Raw genomic sequence first — 18,274 nt, forward strand, 5'->3', positions numbered from 1 at the left:
TCAGCTCCCTCGGTAGGTGGTGTAGCCGTAACGGCTCAGCAGCAGCGGCACGTGGTAGTGCCGGTGCGGGTCGTGCACGTGGAAGGCGATCGTGATCTCCGGGAAGAACGCGTCGCCGCCCAGGTAGGGCTCCACCTGGAAGACGAGGCGGTAGCCGCCCGCCTGCCAGTCGCCGGCCGGGATCTGCGGCTTCAGCCGGCCGTCGCCGTCGGTACGCCCGTCGGCGAGCGTCCGCCACCCGTCGCCGTCGCGGCGCTCCAGCCGCACCTGCACCTCGCGGGCGGGATCGCCGGTGACGGTGTCGAGGACGTGGGTGGAGATCTTCGCGACGAACCGCTCATCCGAGCCCATCGAGCAACCTCTCCAGCCGCAGCATCGCGATCTTGCGCAGCTCGCCGGCGACGACGGGCCGCTCGGTCTGCTCGTCGTGGGCCAGGCGTTCGCGGGCCGCGGCCAGGATCTCCTCCTGCGTCTTGCCGCTGGCGAAGATGAGGAAGACGTGCCCGAACTTCTCCTCGTACGCCCGGTTGGCCGCGACCAGCTCCGGCGAGGGGCCGGCGCTCGCGGCGGTGGACTGCTCGCGGCGCGACCAGGCCGCCTCCTTCGAGTCGCCCTGGGCCCGCTCCCCGATGCGCGGATGCGCGGACAGCCCCGCCAGCACGTCCGGCCAGCTCAGCTCGCGGGCCGCGGCGTCCGCCGCGGACAGCAGCGCGGCCCTGGACGGGTACGGCCGGCCGGCCGCGACCCTGGCCGCCCAGGCCGGGACGGCGCAGACCGCCATCAGGTCCGCCTCCAGAACGTCGGCGGGCAGGGAATTGAACGCCTCCACCTGATCTATTTACCACGCTGTCCGGCCGTGGCACGGGGTAGGCGAGACTTGTCCGGTGCTGATCGCCGCCGACGCCCTCCCGGATCTCCCCATCCGCGCGGTCCTTGCCGACGTGACCGCCGCCCTCGCGGATGCCGGCACGGCGGTCCTGGTGGCCCCGCCGGGCACCGGCAAGACCACGGTCGTCCCGCTGGCACTCGCCTCGGGACCGGACCGGGTGGTGGTCGCCGAGCCCCGCCGGGTGGCGGCGCGGGCGGCGGCCCGGCGGATGGCCGCCCTGCTCGGCGAGGAGGTGGGCGGGCGCGTCGGCTACACCGTGCGCGGCGACCGCCGGGTGTCCGCGAGCACCCGGATCGAGGTGGTGACCACCGGGGTGCTGGTCCGGCGGCTGCACCGCGACCCGGAGCTGGCCGGCACCGCCGCGGTGGTGCTCGACGAGTGCCACGAACGGCACCTCGACTCCGACCTGGCCCTCGCCTTCCTCGTCGAGGTGCGCGCCGCCCTGCGCCCGGACCTGCGCCTGCTCGCCACCTCCGCGACGGCCGAGGCCCAGCGCCTCGCCACGATCCTCGGCGGCGCGCCGGTGGTGACCGCCGCGGCCGCGCTGCATCCGGTCGACGTACGGTGGTGCCCGCCGCCGCAGCCGGTCGACGCCCCGCACGGCCTGCGCGTCGATCCCCGCCTGCTCGCGCACGTGGCCGCGACGGTCCGCCGTGCGGTGGCCGAGGGCGACGGCGACGTGCTCGTCTTCCTGCCGGGCGCCCGGGAGATCGCCACCGTCGCGGGATTGCTGCACGGCATCGGCGCGGACCTCGTGCCGCTGCACGGCCGGCAGACCGGCGCGGCCCAGGACGCCGCCTTGCGGCCGGGTGCGTCCCGGCGGGTGGTGCTGGCCACGGCCGTCGCGGAGAGCAGCCTCACGGTTCCCGGCGTACGCGCGGTCGTGGACGCCGGGCTGAGCCGGGTCCCCCGGATGGACCACGCGCGGGGTCTCGGCGCGCTGGTGACCGTGCCGGTGTCCCGGGCGGCGGCCACGCAGCGGGCGGGACGCGCCGGGCGCGAGGCGCCCGGCCGGGTGTACCGCTGCTGGTCGCCGGCGCAGCACGAGCGGCTTCCGGCGCAGCCGGAGCCGGAGGTGGCGGCCGCGGACCTGACCGGCTTCGCCCTCGACCTGGCCCTGTGGGGGCATCCGGACGGCGACGGGCTGGCCCTGCCGGACGCGCCGCCGCCGGGTGCGTTGCGCTCGGCCATGGGCACTCTGCGCACGCTCGGGGCGACCGGCCCGGACGGCCGGGTGACCGCGCGGGGTCGCCGGCTGGCCGACGCCGGCCTGCACCCGCGCCTGGCCCGGGCGCTGCTCGACGGGGCTCCGCTGGTGGGCGGGCGGCGCGCGGCGGAGATCGTCGCGGTGCTCGACGCGGACCGGACCGCGGACGACCTGGTCGCCGCCTGGCGCCGGGCCCGCTCCGACCGCGACCGCGCCTGGACCACCGAGGTCCGCCGCCTGACCGCGACACTGGGCCGGGAGAAAAGCCCGGAAGCGGACGAGGCACCGAGCCCGCAGAGAAGCCCGGAAGCAGCCGAGGGCCCGAACTCACAGAAAAGCCCCGAGGCGGACAAGGCACTGAAGCTCACCGACGATCTCGCCGCCGGGCTCATCGTGGGACTCGCCTACCCGGAACGGGTCGCGCGGGCCCGGGAAGCCGGCTCCCGCGCGTACCTGATGGCCGGCGGGACCGCCGCGGAGCTGCACGGCGGCAGCGTGCTGGCGGGCACGACCTGGCTGGCGGTCGCCGACGCGGACCGCGCGCCGGGTGCCCGGACCGCGCGCATCCGCGGCGCCGCCCCGCTCGACGAGGCGACGGCCCGGATCGCCGCCGCGACGCTGGCGGCGACGGCCACGGAGATCGGCTGGGCCGACGGCGACGTGGTCGCACGGCACGTGGAGCGGCTCGGCGCGATCGTCCTGGCGGAGCGCCGGATCGAGGACCCGGACCCGGACCTCGTGCGGGCCGCCCTGCGGGAGGGCCTGCGCCGGGAGGGGTTGGGGCTGCTGACCTGGCCGCGGGCCGCCACCGAGCTGCGGTCCCGGCTGGCGTTCGCGCATGCGACGCTCGGCGAGCCCTGGCCGGACGTGTCCGACGAGGCCCTGGCGGAGGCGGACTGGCTCGACCTGGGTTCGGCCCGGCGCCGCGCCGATCTGGCACGGATCGACGTGGCCGGCGCGCTGCGCCGGTTGCTGCCGTGGTCGGTGGCGGGGCGCCTCGACGAGGTCGTGCCGGAGCGCCTGCCGGTGCCGAGCGGGTCAGCCGTGCGCGTCGACTACTCGGACCCGGCCGTGCCGGTGCTGGCGGTGAAGCTGCAGGAGACCTTCGGCTGGCAGGACACTCCCCGGGTGGCCGGCGTTCCGGTGGTGCTGCACCTGCTCTCCCCCGCCGGCCGGCCGCTGGCCGTGACGAGCGACCTCGCGTCGTTCTGGACCAACGCCTATCCGGGGGTACGGGCGGAGATGCGCGGCCGCTATCCCCGCCATCCGTGGCCGGAGGATCCGGTGACCGCCACGCCGACCCGGCGCACCAACCGGCGGGCGCCGTGACGCACCACCCCTACAGCGTCCTAGGAGGCCAGGTGTGCGGTGGAGGACGGGTCGGTCTGCGCCGGGATCGTCGCCGTCAGGAGGTGCGCCGGACCGGGCTGGCCGAAGAGGTAGCCCTGCCCGAGCTCGCAGCCGAGCGCCGCCAGGGCCCGCGCCCGCTCCGGCGTCTCCACTCCCTCGGCCACCACCGACACGCCCAGCTCGGCGCAGATCCGCACCACCGACCGGCACAGCGCGCCCGCCCGCTCGGGGCTGACGTCCACATCGGTCAGACCGGAGTCGAGCTTGACGATGTCCACCGGCAGCGAGTGCAGCTGCGCCAGCGCGTTGTAGCCGCTGCCGAAGTCGTCCAGGGCCACGCGCACCCCGTACTGCCGCAGGCGGTGCAGGACCTCCACCGCGCGGGACAGGTCGGGGATGCGGCGGGTCTCGGTGATCTCCACGACCAGGCGGGAGGCGCGCACCGAGTGCCGCTTCACCGCGCGCAGCACCGCGTCCTCGAGACCGTGCCGGCCGAGCCGGGCCGCCGACACGTTCACGTGCACGTCGATCGGGCGGCCGTACGCGGTGGCCAGCGTCCCCGCCTGGTGGCACGCCCGGTCGAGGACGAAGTCGTCGATCGCCGCGACCAGGCCGGTGCGCTCCGCGACCGTCACGAACACGTCCGGGTCGACCGGGCCCGCGACCGGATCCGTCCAGCGGGCCAGGGCCTCGACGGCCACCACCGCGCCGTCCGAGAAGCGCACGATCGGCTGGTAGTGCACCTCGAAACCGAAGTCCGCCGGCGCGCTGACGGCCCGGGCCAGCAGCGCCGGCAGATCAGCGTTCGGGCCGCCGTCGGCGCCGGCCGTGTAGCGGGCCATGGCGTTCTTGCCGCGGCGCTTGCTGACGTACATCGCCGCGTCGGCCCGGCGCAGCAGGACGTCGGCGGTCAGCTCCTCGTCCGCGCGCTCCGGCAGGACCAGGCCGAGGCTGGCGCTGACGCCGAGGGTGTGCCCGTCGATGACGTACGGCTCCCGCAGCGCGGTCAGGATCCGGTGCCCGGTCTCCTCGGCCTGCTCCCCCGGGCGTTCCAGCAGCACCGCGAACTCGTCGCCGCCGAGCCGGGCCACCAGGTCGCCCGGGCCGACGGCGGCGGCGAGGCGCTCGGCGATGAGCCGCAGCAGCTTGTCGCCCACGGCGTGGCCGAAGCCGTCGTTGATGAGCTTGAAGTCGTCCAGGTCGGCGAAGATGAGCGCGACCGGCACCCGGCGGTACCGGTACGCGTCCAGGGCGAGCACCAGCCGTTCGCGGAACAGCGCCCGGTTGGCGAGCCCGGTCAGCGGGTCGTGGTAGGCCTGGTGGTGCAGCTCCCGCCGGCCCTCGGAGACCCGGGCCAGCAGCACGGCGTTGTCCACGATGGTGAACATCTGCCGCGCCACCACCAGCCCCAGCACCAGCCAGCCGAGGTACGCCTCGGAGGACGTCAGCTGCCCGCCGCTGCCGGTGCGGACGGCGAGGAAGACGCCGGTCGTCACGACGGGCACGTACGGCAGCAGCAGATGCAGCCACTCCCCGTCGCCCCGCTCGGCGACGTCCATCTCGACGACTCCCTTGTTGCTCGTGGCGGCGAGGGCCAGCAACGCGGGGCCGAGCAGCCAGCCCGCCGATTCGAGCGGCGTCATGACCGTGTCGTCCAGGTGCAGCAGCCGCAGCGTGTCGGAGAAGCCCAGGGCGAGCATGGCCAGCACCAGCAGCCGCAGTGTCACCCGGCCGGGCCGCGACGCCGGGCGGGTGCCGAGCAGCAGCAGCGTCATCACCACCAGGACCAGGTCCGCCACCGGGTACGCCGCGGCGAACCCGGCCGTCCACGGGTCCCGGCCGGCCCGTTCGAGGAACTCGTGGGGCAGGGCCGAGCGGACCAGGGCGAGCAGCGACCCGCAGATCAGCACGCTGTCGATGACCAGCACCGTGCGGTCGCGGCGCATCGAGTCCTGCACCGGCCGCGGCAGGGCCAGGGAGCCGGCGATCAGGCCCACGAAGATGAGGACGGGCAGCGCCAGGGGCCCGGCGTCGGCGAACGTGACGTCCGGCGCCCGGTCCGGTTCGAGGATGTCCCGCAGCGTCCAGCACAGCCGCGCCAGCGTCCAGGCGGCGAGGCCGGTGCCGAGGATCACCCGCCAGTGTGCCCGGGCGCCGGTGTGGTCGCGGGCCGCCACGAGGCAGACCCCGGCGGCGATCGCGCCGGCGGCGAACTGGGCGGCGTCGGTGTAGAGGCGCTGGCCCGAGCCGGCGGGGACCGCGTACGTGCCGACGGCCGTGACGGCGGCGACGAGCGCCAGCGTCACGGGCACCCGCGCCGACAGCCGTACCGTCGTCATCACCACCCGCCGCGGCCAAGAGGAACGAACCCGTGCCGGCCGGTCATCGGCCGCCAGTAAGGTACCGCAGCCCGGGCCGCCCGCAACCAGCGTGCGCCGGGGACCGGCCGGGACGCCTCAGACGCCGACTGTCAGATCGGCGACAATCACGGTGATGTTGTCCGGGCCGCCGCCGTGCAGGGCGAGGTCGAGCAGGCGCTCGGCGCAGGTCTGCGGCACGTCACAGGCGAGCAGCTCGGCCTCGATCCGCTCGGGGGACACGACCGCGGTGAGGCCGTCGCTGCACAGCAGCCAGCGGTCGCCCGGCTCGGGCTCCACGATGACGTACGACGGGCTGACCGGCTCACCCTGCAACGCCTGGGTCACCACCGCGCGCCGCGGGTGGCTGCCCGCCTCCTCGGGCCGGATCAGGCCCTGGTCGACGAGCATCTGCACGTAGGTGTGGTCCTTGGTGAGCTGGTTGAGCCGGCCGTCGCGCAGCAGGTAGGCGCGGCTGTCGCCGACGTGGGCGAGGGCCGCGCGGTCGCCGGAGAAGATCACGGCGGTCAGCGTGGTGCCCATCCCCTGCAGGGCCGCGTCGCCGGCGACCGCCTCCGCGATCCGCCCGTTGGCCACCTCGAGCGCCTTGTGCAGCGCGTCCATCTGGTGCTCGTTGTCGATGCCCACGTCCAGGGAGACCATGGCCTCGACGGCGATACGGCTGGCGACGTCACCGGCGGCCATCCCGCCCATGCCGTCGGCGACGACCAGGAGCCGGTCACCGGCGTAGTAGCAGTCCTGATTGCTGCTTCGCACGTGGCCTTTGTCGGTGACGGCCGCCCACCGCAGGTGCAAGGTCATGGCGTGCAGCCTGCCAGGTCCGGTCCACCCTGTCTGCACGCGGTCGGCGGCGCGCCGGGACAACCGTCCGCGAACTGCGGAAAAAGGCACTCCGTCACGGATGGAGCGGCCGGCCCAGACACCGGGGATCGACGTCGGCGACCGGCCGGGTGGGCGCCACCCATTCCAGCGCCGACTCGTCCACCGGCCAGCCGCGGACGGTGATCCGGCTGTGCTGGGTGCGTACCGGCTCGGGGCAGAGCGTCTTCGACCGCACCTGGTCGTTGGGCACGAAGACGACGTCGCCGCCGCGACCCAGGATCGTGGTCGCGGTGTCGTCGACGTTGATGAGCTGGCCGCGCAGCACCCGCATCGGCTCGTTGCCGGCCCGGACCTCGACGGCGCTGTTGGGCAGCACGGGTGCGCGCAGGAACACGACGCCGATGACGAACGGGGCGACCAAGGCCGCGCCGACCGCGGGCCAGTGGGTGGCGAGCCGGGCCGCGCGCGGCGGCACCGGCCCGGTCAGCAGCCAGCCGAGCAGCGGCGGCGCGAGCAGCAGGACGGCCGTACCCGTGTCGCCCGCGGTCAGGGCCGCCCGGATGCCGGGCCGCAGCCAGAGCAGCTCCAGCGCGCCGATCGCGATCGGGACGACCAGGGTGACCACCACCAGCATCCGGCGCTCGTGCGGGTGACGCTGCACGGCCGTCAGACCGAGGATCGCGACGACGAGCATGAGCAGCGTCGGCAGCATGCGCATCTGCCAGGTGAAGCCGGCGAGTGCCACGGCGAGCAGCACCACCCAGTCGGGCATGCGCAGCGCGGTGAGCGCGAGCAGCGAGCGGCGGGCGGCCTCGCCGGCGTCCGGGGTGCTGACCAGCAGGATGCCGCCGAGCATCCGCAGCACGAGCACCACCGCCGGCACGATCCAGATCAGCGTGATCACCAGGGCGCTGATCATGCCCAGCGGGCTGACGTACTGCACCAGCAGCAACATGGTGGGCAGGTCCTGCCGGCTCAGGTACCAGAGCCGGAGCACGAGCAGGACCAGCGGGAACGCCGGCAGCGCGGTGAAGAGCCAGTTGAGCTGGGCGCGGCGGCGGCGCGGCCGCTCGAGGGTGCGCAGCACGGTCACGGCGCGATCTCCTCCCAGGGCAGCTCGCGCACCTCGGGGCGGCGGGCGAGCGGCTGCTGGGGGCGGGCCAGCGGAACGGGTGCGCCGCCGGGCTCGACGTTGGCGCGTACCTCGGCCGCGATGTTGTTCTGGAAGGCCCGCTCCCAGCGGGAGTCCTTGGGGTCGGCATAGGAGCGGTAGAGGCTGAGGTCGACCAGGTCCAGCAGGGCCTTGTTGTCGCCGACGCTGACGCCCCAGGCCTCGGTCTTGTCGTCGCCCAGGTCCCAGTGGTCGTAGCGGCCGGGATCGCGCGCCTTGAAGCCGCCCAGGATGGCGGCGTCGGTGCTCACCGCGCCGACGTCGCCCTTCTCCATCGCGGTGAAGCACTCCGACACGCGGTTGCGCCGCACGAGCTGGGCGCCGGACGCATTCGCCGTGACCGCACTGGTGGAGGCGGAGAGGGTGCAGACCTTCTTGTCCTTGAACTCCTCGAGGCTGGCGACCTTGGGGTGACCGCGCAGGGTGATGACCGACTGCTCGGTGTGCAGGTAGGACGCCGAGAACATGACGTTGGGCATGGCCTCGCGCTCGGCCGTGATGCTGTAGCTCGCGATGACCATCTTCACCGGCACCGGGTTGCCGTCCGGGTCGGCGGCCTCCATGCGGGCCCGGTCCTCGCTCTCGATGCCGTAGAAACGCACGTCCTCGCGGCGGAAGCCCAGATCCTCGGCGATCATGTACGCGATGTCGATGTCGAACCCGCTCCAGGCGCCCTGCGGGTCGCGGTAGGCGACGCCCGGCTGGTCGTCCTTGACGCCGATGGCCAGCGTGCGCCACTCGTCGACGCCCGCCGCCCGGCGCAGGTCCTCCACCGACGGCGGGCCCATGTGGAACAGCCGCACCCAGGAGAAGCCGAGCACCAGGGCGATGACCACGCCGACGGCGGCCAGCCGCCACGGTGCCAGCGAGTCACCCCAGCTGCGGACCGCCTCCGGGCGGGCGAAGGTGCGCTGGAGCCCGCTCAGCGCCCGCTCGGCACGGCGTTGCCGGGGTGCGGCACCGCGCCGGGGCGGCGCGCCGCGCTGCCGCGGCGGCCGGCGCACCACGATCTTGCGGACCGGCGTCCGTTCCCGCTCGCCGTCCATGGTCGACATCCCCGCACCCCCGTCCCCGTCGCGGAGGGATATCGTGCCGGACGAAGGTCACGGAACGGGGTCGGCGGTACCGTACGAGACCCCCGGCCGGCAGCGACGCAGGCGCTCGGCCGCGAGCCGCAGGCCGCGGCGGGTGCCGTAGCGCTGCACCGCCTCGAGTCCGTAGGCGCTGCAGGTGGGCGTGAAGCGGCAGCGGGTGGGCAGCCGCGGCGACACCCGGCGATAGCCGCGGATCGCGGCGGTCACCGCGCGGTCGGTGCCGGTCTCCCGGGCCCTGCGCTCGCCGCCGAACCGGGAGAAGGCCAGCAGAGTGGTACTCAACAGGCCGAAGTCGCAACCCGGGATGTCACAGACATCGCAGTCGCAGTCACCGCAGTCGCCGAGATGCCTCTTGCGCCGCTTGCGGCGCCGCTTGAAACCCCACATGGTCACCATGGTGGCGCATGGCCGCGACCCGGCCGGGTATATCGGCCGCCATGACGATCGGGCGTGGCCTCCTGGCGGCGGGCGCCGTCGCCGTCGGCGTGCGGATCGCGCGCTCGCGTACCCGCCGGTTCCTGCACCCCGACGGGCGCTCGTTCACCGGCGAGCTGGAGGTGTGGGGCCTGGGCACGCCGACCGGCGTGGGCCTGCTGGACCGTCCGGGACGCCATCCGGTCACCGTGCGCGTCTCCAAGGGCGCGGGCACCCCGCCGGGCTGGCCGGACGTGCTGGGCGTCGCCGTACGGGTGCACGGGCCGGCCGCCGGTCAGCGCCGCGACCTGCTGTTCTCCACCACCGGCCGGAGCCGGCTGCTCCGGCACGTCCCGGTGCCGCGGCGCCGGTTCGACGCGACGTACGCGACGATCCTGGCGCACCGCGCGGGCACGGGCCGCAAGCTCTACCTGACCGTCCGGCCCGACCCCGACGGCGCCCCGCTGGGGCGTACCCTCGCCGACGTCGTCGCCGCGGCCGCGCACGACGGCGCCTGCCTGATGCTCGGCGTCACCGGTGGTGACGCCGAGGGGTTCGCCGGCCGGGTGCGCTTCGGCGCCGTGCTCAGCGCGGAGACGGACGCGAGGCTGGCGTTCGACCCGATCCGCAACGCCCCGCCGGACCTGCGCCCGGCCGGGCTGGTCCACGGCTCACGAGCCGTCGCCTACCGGCTCGGCCAGCGCTGGCGCCGCGCGGACCCGGCGGTCGCCGGTGCCGAGGTGACACGGCACCGGCGGCGCTGATCAGCGGGCGAAGACCACCACGGCGGTCTCCGGCGGCAGCTCCACCCGGTCGCGCTGGAGCACCACGCCGGGCTCGGTGGCCAGCAGCACCTTGCTCGGCACCGAGCGCAGGCTCACCGTCTGCGGCACCGGCGCCAGGTTGGCCGCCACCACGCACCGGCCGCGGCGCATCACCACGTACTGGTCGCCGTGCCAGACGTCGACCCGGTCGAGCCGGGGGTCGGAGAGGTCGGCCTGCTCGCGGCGCAGCGCGATGAGGCGCTTGTGCAGGTCGAAGATCTCCTGGTGGCCCGGCTTGTCGCGCTCCGACCAGTCGAGCTTGGAGCGTTCGAAGGTCGCCGGGTCCTGCGGGTCCGGCACCTCGGCCTCGGCCCAGCCGTGCGCGCCGAACTCGCGCCGCCGGCCGTTCTGCACGGCCGCCGCGAGCTCCGGCTCCGGGTGGCTGGTGAAGAACTGCCACGGGTTGCTCGCCGCCCACTCCTCGCCCATGAACAGCATGGGCGTGAACGGCGAGGTCAGCAGCAGGGTCGCGCCGACCTTCAGCAGCCCCGGCGACAGGGTCGCCGAGAGCCGGTCGCCGACCGCACGGTTGCCGATCTGGTCATGGTTCTGCAGGTACGCGACGAAGCGGTGCCCCGGCGTCCGGGCCCGGTCGATCGGCCGGCCGTGGTTGCGGCGGCGGAAGCTGGACCACGTGTTCGCGTGGAAGAACGCCCCGGTCAGCACCGTCTCCAGGCATTCGAGCGAACCGAAGTCGCCGTAGTAGCCCTGCCGCTCCCCGGTGAGCAGCGCGTGCAGGGCGTGGTGGACGTCGTCGTCCCACTGGGCGTCGAGGCCGTAGCCGCCGGCCTGCCGCGGCGTGATCAGCGTGGCGTCGTTGAGGTCCGACTCGGCGATCAGCGACAGCGGGCGGCGCAGGTGCACCGAGAGGCTCTCCACCTCGGCCGCCATCTGCTCGAGCAGATGGATCGCGTTGTGGTCGACCAGCGCGTGCACGGCGTCCAGCCGCAGGCCGTCGACGTGGTAGTCGCGCAGCCAGGCCAGCACGCTGTCGATGACGTAGCGGCGGACCTCGCCGGACAACGGGCCGTCGAGGTTCACCGAGGCGCCCCACGGGTTGCTGCCGGCCGCGCTCAGGTACGGCGCGAACATGGGCGCGTAGGCGCCGCTGGGCCCGAAGTGGTTGTAGACCACGTCCAGCACCACGCCCAGCCCCTTGGCGTGCGCCGCGTCGACGAAACGCTTGAGGCCGTCGGGGCCGCCGTACGCCTCGTGCGGGGCGTACCAGCAGACGCCGTCGTAGCCCCAGTTGTACTCGCCGTTGAAGGCGTTGACGGGCAGCAGCTCCACCAGGTCGATGCCGAGCTCCACCAGGTGGTCCAGCCGCTCGACGGCGGCGTCGAAGGTGCCTTCCGGGGTGAAGGTGCCGACGTGCAGTTCATAGAGGACGGAGCCCGGGAGCTGACGTCCGGTCCAGGCGCCGTCCGTCCAGGGGAAGGCCGCGTGGTCGTACACCCGGCTGGGACCGTGCACGCCCTCAGGCTGCCACCTCGACCGCGGGTCGGGAAGCGGGGTGTCGTGATCCGGCAAAAGGTACGCATAGTCGGTGCCGGGGCCGGCCTCGGGCACCTCCAGGCGCCACCACCCGTCCTCGCCGCGGGTCATCTCGCGGTCCGTCCCGTCGAGCCGCAGCTTGACGGTTTTCTCCGGTACCCACACTTCGAAGAGGGTCATGGTCACTCTTTCACCAGCAGGGCGACGGGATAGGTGTGCAGCAGGTCGGCCACGGCGAGGCGGCTTCCGCCGTAGCTGGTGCTGGTGAAGGCTTCCGTCCAGGTATGGCCGTCGAGTGTCAGCGTGGTGTCGTGCCAGCCGCCGTGGCGTGACAATCCCACCGGCAGGCGGGTGGCGACCACCACCACCCCGCCGCGGTCGAAGGCGAGCACGTGCTCGGCGACGCGCCCCTCGGCGTACACGCGGCGGTAGTCGCTGAACAGTTCCGGGCGTTGCCGGCGCAGGCGCAGCGTACGGCTGGTGACCAGCAGCTTGGCCGCGCCGCCGGCGTCGATCGGCGGCTGCCAGCCGTCGTCGAGGCGGGCGAGCAGCTCGCGGCGCATGCCGAAGTCGACCGGCCGCCGGTTGTCGGGATCGACCAGGGAGTGGTCCCACAGCTCGGTGCCCTGGTAGACGTCGGGGACGCCGGGCATGGCGAGCTGCACGAGCTTCTGGCCGAGCGCGTTCGACCAGCCGGGTGCGGTGATCGAGCGGGCGAAGCCGTCCACCTCGCCGTGCAGGGCCGGGTCGTCGTAGATCCGGTCCACCATGGCCCGCAGCGCGGCCTCGAACTCCTCGTCCTGCCTGGTCCAGCTGGTGCCGACGCCGCCCTCGCGGGCCGCCTTCAGCGCGTACGCCTGCAGCCGCTCCCGTTCGATCGGCCAGGCGCCGACCGCGGCCTGCCAGATCAGGTGGGCCAGCGCGGGATCCGGCAGCGGGGCGACGCGCACCCAGCGGCGGACCACCTCGGTCCAGTCGCCGGGCACCTCGGCCAGCACGGCGAGCCGGGCCCGGACGTCCTCGCTGCGCTTGGTGTCGTGGGTGGAGAGGGTGGTCATGCCGTTCGGCCACCGCCGCTGCCGCTCGTCGGCGAAGTCGTGGAACTCGTCGGGGCTCACCCCGAACTTGGCCGGGTCGTTGCCCACCTCGTTGCGGGCGGTGAAGCGGGTCCACCGGTAGAACGCGGTGTCCTCCACGCCCTTGGCCATCACCGCGCCGGTGTACTGCTGGAAGCGCAGCGCCAGCTCGTCGGCCGGGTTGCGCAGCCGGGCGGTGAGCTGGTCCAGGGCGGGGATCAGGCCCGGCCGCCGGCGGCCCGCCTCGGCGCGCGCCCTGGCCAGGTGCCGGGACCCGAAGGGCAGGTACGAGCGGTAGACCGGGAAGCAGGCGGCCAGCTCGGCGAGCGCCGGGCCGGCGCCCTCGATCTCCGGCACGAGTCGGCCCATCCGGGCGAGCTCGGCGGCGAGCTGGGTGGTCGCCAGCTGGTACTTGGTCTGGTGGACGAGGTCCTGCCAGCTCGTCTCGCCGCCGGTCAGGTGGTGGTCGAGGGTGTCGAAGAACGCCTCGGTGGTGGGGTCGACGAAGACGCCGCAGACCTCGGCCAGCGCGTCGTAACCGGTGGTGCCGGCGACCGGCCAGTCCGGCAGCTCCTCCCCCGGCTCCAGGATCTTCTCGACCACGATCCAGGCGTCCGGCGCCGCCTCGTGCAGCCGCCGCAGGTACTCGCCGGGATCGCGCAGGCCGTCCGGGTGGTCGACCCGGATGCCCTGCACGGCGCCCTCGGCGTACCAGCGCAGGATCTCCCGGTGGGTGGCCTCGAAGACCTCCGGGTCCTCGACCCGCAGCCCGGCGAGGTCCACGATGGCGAAGAAGCGCCGGTAGTTGAGCTCGGCGTCGCCGCGGGTCCAGTTGACCAGCTCGTAGTGCTGCCGGTCGTGGACCTCCCGCGCGCTGCCCCCGCCGGTGCCCTCGGCGATCGGGTACCGCTTGTCGAAGTAGTGCAGCTCGCCGTCCTCGACGCGCAGGTGGTCGAGGGCGTCCGGCTCGTCGGCGAGCACCGGGATCAGCAGCTTCCCGCGTTCCCAGTCGATGTCGTAGAACTTCGCGTACTGCGACTGCCGCCCGTTCTTCAGCACGTCCCACCACGTCGGGTTGGCGGCGGGCACGGCCACCCCGGCGTGGTTGGGCACGATGTCGACGACCAGGCCCAGCCCGGCGGCGTCCAGCGCTTTGCGGAGCGCCTGCCGGCCCTGCTCGCCACCGAGCGCCGGGCTGGCCCCGCCGTGGTCCACGACGTCGTAGCCGTGCTCGGAGCCGGGGACGGCGGTGAGGATCGGCGCCGTGTAGAGGTGGCTCACGCCGAGGTCGGCCAGGTAGTCGGCGAGTTCCGCGGTGCTCTTGAAACCGAAGTCGGGACGGATCTGGACGCGGTAGGTACCGGATGGGGCGTCAGCGGCTGAGGGCATTAAACCGTCCTGTCCAAGACGATGAGCGAGCGGTCCGGAACGAGGATCGTGGAGCCCGCCTCGACCACGTTGGGGCGGTCGGGCGACGGTTCGGCCGTCTCGATGACCTTCTCCCACTTCTCGCCGTACTCGGCGGGCGGGGTGACGAACTCAATCGGCGCGTCGTGGGCGTTGAAGAAGAGCAGGAACGAGCTGTCGACGTGGCGCTGGCCGTACTGGCCGCGCTCGCGGATGCCCTCGCCGTTGACGAACAGCGCGACCGCGCGGCCGAAGTCGTTGCCCCAGTCGTCGCCGGCCATCTGGCGCCCGTCCGGGGTGAACCACTCCAGGTCCGGCAGCGGGTCGCCGCCGCCACGGGCGGTGACCGGCAGGCCGGTGAAGAACCGGCGCCGCTGGAAGACCTGGTGGCGGTGGCGGAACGCGGTCAGCTTGCGGGTGAACTCCAGCAGCGTCTCGTCGGCGGAGTCCCAGTCGATCCAGCTCAGCTCGTTGTCCTGGCAGTACGCGTTGTTGTTGCCCTGCTGGGTGCGGCCGAGCTCGTCGCCGTGCGAGATCATCGGCACGCCCTGGCTGAGCATCAGCGTGGCCAGGAAGTTGCGCCGCTGCTTGGCGCGCAGCGCGAGCACGGCCGGGTCGTCGGTCGGGCCCTCGGTGCCGCAGTTCCAGGAGCGGTTGTGGCTCTCGCCGTCCCGGTTCTCCTCGCCGTTGGCCTCGTTGTGCTTGTCGTTGTACGAGACCAGGTCGTTGAGCGTGAAGCCGTCGTGCGCGGTGACGAAGTTGATCGAGTGGAACGGCTTGCGGCCGTCGTCCTGGTAGAGGTCGGCCGAGCCGGTGATCCGGCTGGCGAACTCGGCCAGGGTGGCCGGCTCACCGCGCCAGAAGTCCCGCACGGTGTCGCGGTACTTGCCGTTCCACTCCGTCCAGTTCGGCGGGAAGTTGCCGACCTGGTAGCCGCCCGGGCCGACGTCCCACGGCTCGGCGATCAGCTTCACCTGGCCGACCACCGGGTCCTGCTGCACGACCTCGAAGAAGGTGGACAGCCGGTCGACGTCGTAGAACTCGCGGGCCAGGGTGGACGCGAGGTCGAAGCGGAAGCCGTCGACGTGCATCTCGGTGACCCAGTAGCGCAGCGAGTCCATGATCAGCTGGAGGCTCTGCGGGCTGCGCACGTTGAGGCTGTTACCCGTACCCGTGTAATCCATGTAGAAATTCGGCTGGTCGTCCACGAGCCGGTAGTAGGTCCGGTTGTCGATGCCCTTGAGACTCATGGTCGGGCCCAGGTGGTTGCCCTCCGCCGTGTGGTTGTAGACGACGTCGAGGATGACCTCCATGCCGGCCGCGTGCAGGGCCTTGACCATGCCCCGGAACTCCTGGGTCTGCTGGCCGAGCGAGCCCATCGCGGAGTATCCGTGGTACGGCGCGAAGAAGCCCAGGGTGTTGTAGCCCCAGTAGTTGCGCAGGCCCAGGTCGTCGAGGCGGTTGTCGTGCACGAACTGGTGCACGGGCATCAGCTCGAGCGCGGTCACGCCCAGCTTGGCGAGGTGTTCGATGATCGCCGGGTGGCCGATGGCCGCGTACGTGCCGCGCATGTCCTTCGGCACCTCGGGATGGCGCTCGGTGAGGCCCTTCACGTGCGCCTCGTAGATCACCGAGTGGTGGTACGGGATGTCCGGCCGCCGGTCGTTGCCCCAGTCGAAGTACGGGTTGACCACCACGCCCTTGGCCATGTGCGGCGCCGAGTCGAGGTCCGACATCTGGTCCGGGTTGTCGAAGTCGTACGCGTAGAGGCTCGGATGCCAGTCGATGTCCGAGTCGACCGCCCGCGCGTACGGGTCGAGCAGCAGCTTGTGCGGGTTGCAGCGCAGCCCCCGCGAGGGGTCGTACGGCCCGTACACGCGGTAGCCGTACCGCTGCCCCGGCTCCACGCCCGGCAGGTAGGCGTGCCACACGAAGGCGTCCTGCTCGTGCAGCTGGACCTTGCGCTCGTTCCCCGACGCGTCGAACAGGCACAGCTCCACGGCCTCGGCGACCTCCGAGAAGATCGCGAAGTTCGTGCCCGTCCCGTCGTACGTCGCCCCCAGTGGATACCGATGCCCCGGCCACACCTGCATGCGCTGCTCCCACCCTCGACCGTCGGTGCCCGCGGCCGCGAGGGGCCTCGCCGCGAGCGGGGCACGAATGCCCCGCCTTGGCGCGGTTCAATCCTGTACGGCCGGTCAGCGGTCATTCTCACCGATGCGGCGGGTGACGTCTGCGCGACTGTCCGGTTACCCGCAGATACTTCGCCGGGTGGGTCGTACCGGGTGGATCAGGGGCCGAGCACCTCGTCGACGAAGCACCACCGCCACTTCTCGCCCGGCTCGTACGAGCGCATCACCGGATGCCCGGTCTGCTCGTGGTGCCGTGACATGTGCCGCCGCGGCGAGGAGTCGCAGCAGCCCACGTAGCCGCATTCCAGGCAGACCCGCAGATGGACCCAGTCCCGGAAGCCGGCGGGCACGCATTCCGGGCAGCCGGCCTGGTAGGGCGAGGCGGGGACCGCGTCGGTGGCCTTCTCGAGATGCTCGCAGGTCAATCGTCACTCCGGGTCAGCTGGGACTCCTCCAGGTCGAGCTCGCGCTGGGCGCGGTTGAGCACTTCCTCGGAGATCCGCCCCTCGTTGCGGGCGACCTTGAAGACGTGCCGCTCGGCGGAGATCATCTCGCGCCGCAGCCGGCCGTACGCCGCCGAGGGGGTCTCCTGCTCCTGGCTGCCGAGCCGCTCCCAGGCCACGTTGGCCCGGCTGTCGGTCAGCGCGCGCAGCCGCTCGACCACCGAGGCGGGCGCGCCCTCGGCGTGCTCCTCCAGCCGCTCGCGGGCCGCGCGGCTCGCCGCGTGCTGGACGCTGGCCTCGGCGAGCGCGTCCTCGGCGGCGGTGTCCTCGCGCACGCCCAGGCGCCGCGCCAGCATCGGCAGCGTGGTGCCCTGGACCAGCAGGGTCAGCACGATGGTGGCGAACGCCACGAAGACGAACAGGTCACGCGGATACCCGCCGGCCACCTCGTCGGCCTCCGGCAGGGTCAGCACCGCGGCGAGCGTGACGACGCCGCGCATGCCGGCCCACGCGACGACGGTGGGCACCGCGGGCGGCGGGCGGTCCTCGCGGGCCCGGATCCGCGGCACGAGGCGGGCCAGGTAGGTGGCCGGATACACCCACACGAAGCGCGCGGCCACCAGGGTCAGGAACACCAGTGCGGTGACCCGGGCGGTGCTCGCCACGCCGGTCTCCAGGTGGCCGATCAGCTCGCGCAGCTGCAGACCGACGAGAAGGAAGACGACGCCCTCCAGCAGGAAGGTGATCAGCCGCCAGACCGCGTCCATCTGCAGCCTCGACGTCGGCGACAACAGGTACGGGATCCGGTGCCCGAGGTAGAGGCCCGCCACCACGACCGCGACCACGCTCGAAGAGTGCACCTCCTCGGCGACGATCACCACGACGAACGGGGTGAGCAGCGACACGGCGTCGTCGAGCAGCGGGTCGACGATCCGACGGTGCAGCCAGGCCGCCCCCACCGCGGCGACGAGGCCGAGCAGCACGCCGCCGCCGGCCTTCAGCGCCACCTCGCCGGCGATGTCGAGGAACCCGACCGCCGAGCCGAGCAGCGCCGCGGCCGCGATCCGGACCATGACCAGGGCGGTGGCGTCGTTGAGCAGGCTCTCGCCCTCGAGGATGACCACCACCCGCCGGGGCAGGCCGATGCGGCGGGCGATCGCGGTCGCCGACACCGCGTCGGGCGGGGCGACCACCGCGCCCAGGGCGACGCAGGCCGCCAGGGGCACCTCGGGCAGCAGGGCGTGCAGCACGAAGCCGGTGACGAAGGCGGTGAAGATCACCAGCCCGACGGCGAGCAGCAGGATCGGGCGCAGCGCCCGGCGGAAGGCGACGAGGTTGGTCTGCAGGGCCGCCACGTAGAGCAATGGCGGCAGGATGCCGATCAGCACGAGCTCCGGCTCGACCCGGATCTCCGGGACGCCGGGCACGAAGGACAGGCCCAGACCGGCCACCAGCAGCACCAGCGGCGCGATGAAGCCGAGCCGCCGGGCCAGCGCGGCGCCGAGCACACAGATCGCCACGATCACGACGGTGTCGACGATGGGTTGCATGCGCGCAGCTTAGGGCCTAGAAA

Annotated in this window: 14 protein-coding genes; 2 read left to right on the plus strand and 12 right to left on the minus strand. The window is 73.4% G+C overall.

Going from position 1 to position 18,274, the window contains the following annotated elements; all coding sequences use genetic code 11:
- Both uraH and uraD read right to left on the minus strand, forming a co-directional pair.
- Positions 1 to 351 carry a hydroxyisourate hydrolase gene (gene uraH, locus IEY99_RS12060; RefSeq protein WP_189202497.1) on the minus strand — a complete coding sequence of 117 codons (351 nt, stop codon included), beginning with the start codon at positions 349 to 351 and terminating at the stop codon, positions 1 to 3.
- Positions 338 to 829, minus strand: coding sequence for a 2-oxo-4-hydroxy-4-carboxy-5-ureidoimidazoline decarboxylase (gene uraD, locus IEY99_RS12065; protein ID WP_189202499.1), 492 nt, complete (start codon positions 827 to 829; stop codon positions 338 to 340). The genes uraH and uraD overlap by 14 nt, the downstream gene beginning before the upstream one ends.
- A 55-nt stretch (positions 830 to 884) precedes the next feature.
- On the opposite strand from uraD, the gene hrpB reads away from it, so the two are divergent.
- A complete protein-coding gene (hrpB, locus tag IEY99_RS12070; protein ID WP_373293332.1) occupies positions 885 to 3,425 on the plus strand; it encodes an ATP-dependent helicase HrpB in 2,541 nt (846 codons plus the stop codon).
- A gap of 20 nt (positions 3,426 to 3,445) precedes the next feature.
- Here the strand turns inward: hrpB and IEY99_RS34890 are convergent, their stop codons facing one another.
- The 5 genes from IEY99_RS34890 to yidD all read right to left on the minus strand — a co-directional run bounded on the left by IEY99_RS34890 (position 3,446) and on the right by yidD (position 9,298).
- Positions 3,446 to 5,785 (minus strand): putative bifunctional diguanylate cyclase/phosphodiesterase, encoded by a 2,340-nt coding sequence (locus IEY99_RS34890; protein WP_189202501.1) that lies wholly within the window; start codon positions 5,783 to 5,785, stop codon positions 3,446 to 3,448.
- A gap of 117 nt (positions 5,786 to 5,902) precedes the next feature.
- Positions 5,903 to 6,625, minus strand: a complete 723-nt coding sequence (locus IEY99_RS12080; RefSeq protein ID WP_189202503.1) for a PP2C family protein-serine/threonine phosphatase — start codon at positions 6,623 to 6,625, stop codon at positions 5,903 to 5,905.
- 94 nt (positions 6,626 to 6,719) lie between these two features.
- Complete coding sequence (locus tag IEY99_RS12085; protein ID WP_189202505.1) at positions 6,720 to 7,739, minus strand: hypothetical protein; 1,020 nt, start codon at positions 7,737 to 7,739, stop codon at positions 6,720 to 6,722.
- Positions 7,736 to 8,872, minus strand: a complete 1,137-nt coding sequence (locus IEY99_RS12090) for a transporter substrate-binding domain-containing protein (protein ID WP_229798533.1) — start codon at positions 8,870 to 8,872, stop codon at positions 7,736 to 7,738. Before IEY99_RS12090 ends, IEY99_RS12085 begins: the two co-directional genes overlap by 4 nt.
- A gap of 48 nt (positions 8,873 to 8,920) precedes the next feature.
- Positions 8,921 to 9,298 (minus strand): membrane protein insertion efficiency factor YidD, encoded by a 378-nt coding sequence (gene yidD, locus IEY99_RS35255; RefSeq protein WP_229798535.1) that lies wholly within the window; start codon positions 9,296 to 9,298, stop codon positions 8,921 to 8,923.
- 50 nt (positions 9,299 to 9,348) lie between these two features.
- Here yidD and IEY99_RS12100 point away from each other — a divergent pair, with 50 nt between their 5' ends.
- A complete protein-coding gene (locus tag IEY99_RS12100; protein ID WP_189202509.1) occupies positions 9,349 to 10,089 on the plus strand; it encodes a hypothetical protein in 741 nt (246 codons plus the stop codon).
- On the opposite strand, the gene treZ is transcribed toward IEY99_RS12100, so the two are convergent.
- The 5 genes from treZ to IEY99_RS12125 form a co-directional block, all read right to left on the minus strand.
- Positions 10,090 to 11,823 carry a malto-oligosyltrehalose trehalohydrolase gene (gene treZ / locus IEY99_RS12105; protein WP_189202511.1) on the minus strand — a complete coding sequence of 578 codons (1,734 nt, stop codon included), beginning with the start codon at positions 11,821 to 11,823 and terminating at the stop codon, positions 10,090 to 10,092.
- 2 nt (positions 11,824 to 11,825) lie between these two features.
- The gene (gene treY, locus IEY99_RS12110) at positions 11,826 to 14,108 is read right to left on the minus strand and encodes a malto-oligosyltrehalose synthase (RefSeq protein ID WP_189202519.1); all 2,283 of its coding nucleotides are present in this window, start codon (positions 14,106 to 14,108) and stop codon (positions 11,826 to 11,828) included.
- Complete coding sequence (glgX, locus tag IEY99_RS12115) at positions 14,108 to 16,219, minus strand: glycogen debranching protein GlgX (protein WP_189202521.1); 2,112 nt, start codon at positions 16,217 to 16,219, stop codon at positions 14,108 to 14,110. The genes treY and glgX overlap by 1 nt, the downstream gene beginning before the upstream one ends.
- 197 nt (positions 16,220 to 16,416) lie before the next feature.
- Entirely contained in the window at positions 16,417 to 16,683 is a 267-nt protein-coding gene (locus tag IEY99_RS12120; RefSeq protein WP_189202523.1) for a UBP-type zinc finger domain-containing protein, read from the minus strand.
- Positions 16,680 to 18,251, minus strand: a complete 1,572-nt coding sequence (locus IEY99_RS12125) for a Na+/H+ antiporter (protein WP_189202525.1) — start codon at positions 18,249 to 18,251, stop codon at positions 16,680 to 16,682. The genes IEY99_RS12120 and IEY99_RS12125 overlap by 4 nt, the downstream gene beginning before the upstream one ends.
- Between the last annotated feature and the right edge of the window lie 23 nt (positions 18,252 to 18,274).

Source organism: Couchioplanes azureus, from assembly GCF_014648355.1.
In the GTDB taxonomy this organism is placed as follows: Bacteria; Actinomycetota; Actinomycetes; order Mycobacteriales; family Micromonosporaceae; genus Actinoplanes; species Actinoplanes azureus.

Excerpts from the sequence above, each read along its gene's own strand:
- uraH (WP_189202497.1), bottom strand. The coding sequence starts at position 351 with ATGGGCTCGGATGAGCGGTTCGTCGCGAAGATCTCCACCCACGTCCTC.
- IEY99_RS34890 (WP_189202501.1), bottom strand. The coding sequence starts at position 5,785 with ATGACGACGGTACGGCTGTCGGCGCGGGTGCCCGTGACGCTGGCGCTC.
- IEY99_RS12080 (WP_189202503.1), bottom strand. The coding sequence starts at position 6,625 with ATGACCTTGCACCTGCGGTGGGCGGCCGTCACCGACAAAGGCCACGTG.
- IEY99_RS12090 (WP_229798533.1), bottom strand. The coding sequence starts at position 8,872 with ATGTCGACCATGGACGGCGAGCGGGAACGGACGCCGGTCCGCAAGATC.
- yidD (WP_229798535.1), bottom strand. The coding sequence starts at position 9,298 with ATGTGGGGTTTCAAGCGGCGCCGCAAGCGGCGCAAGAGGCATCTCGGC.
- IEY99_RS12100 (WP_189202509.1), top strand. The coding sequence starts at position 9,349 with ATGACGATCGGGCGTGGCCTCCTGGCGGCGGGCGCCGTCGCCGTCGGC.
- treZ (WP_189202511.1), bottom strand. The coding sequence starts at position 11,823 with ATGACCCTCTTCGAAGTGTGGGTACCGGAGAAAACCGTCAAGCTGCGG.
- treY (WP_189202519.1), bottom strand. The coding sequence starts at position 14,108 with ATGCCCTCAGCCGCTGACGCCCCATCCGGTACCTACCGCGTCCAGATC.
- glgX (WP_189202521.1), bottom strand. The coding sequence starts at position 16,219 with ATGCAGGTGTGGCCGGGGCATCGGTATCCACTGGGGGCGACGTACGAC.
- IEY99_RS12125 (WP_189202525.1), bottom strand. The coding sequence starts at position 18,251 with ATGCAACCCATCGTCGACACCGTCGTGATCGTGGCGATCTGTGTGCTC.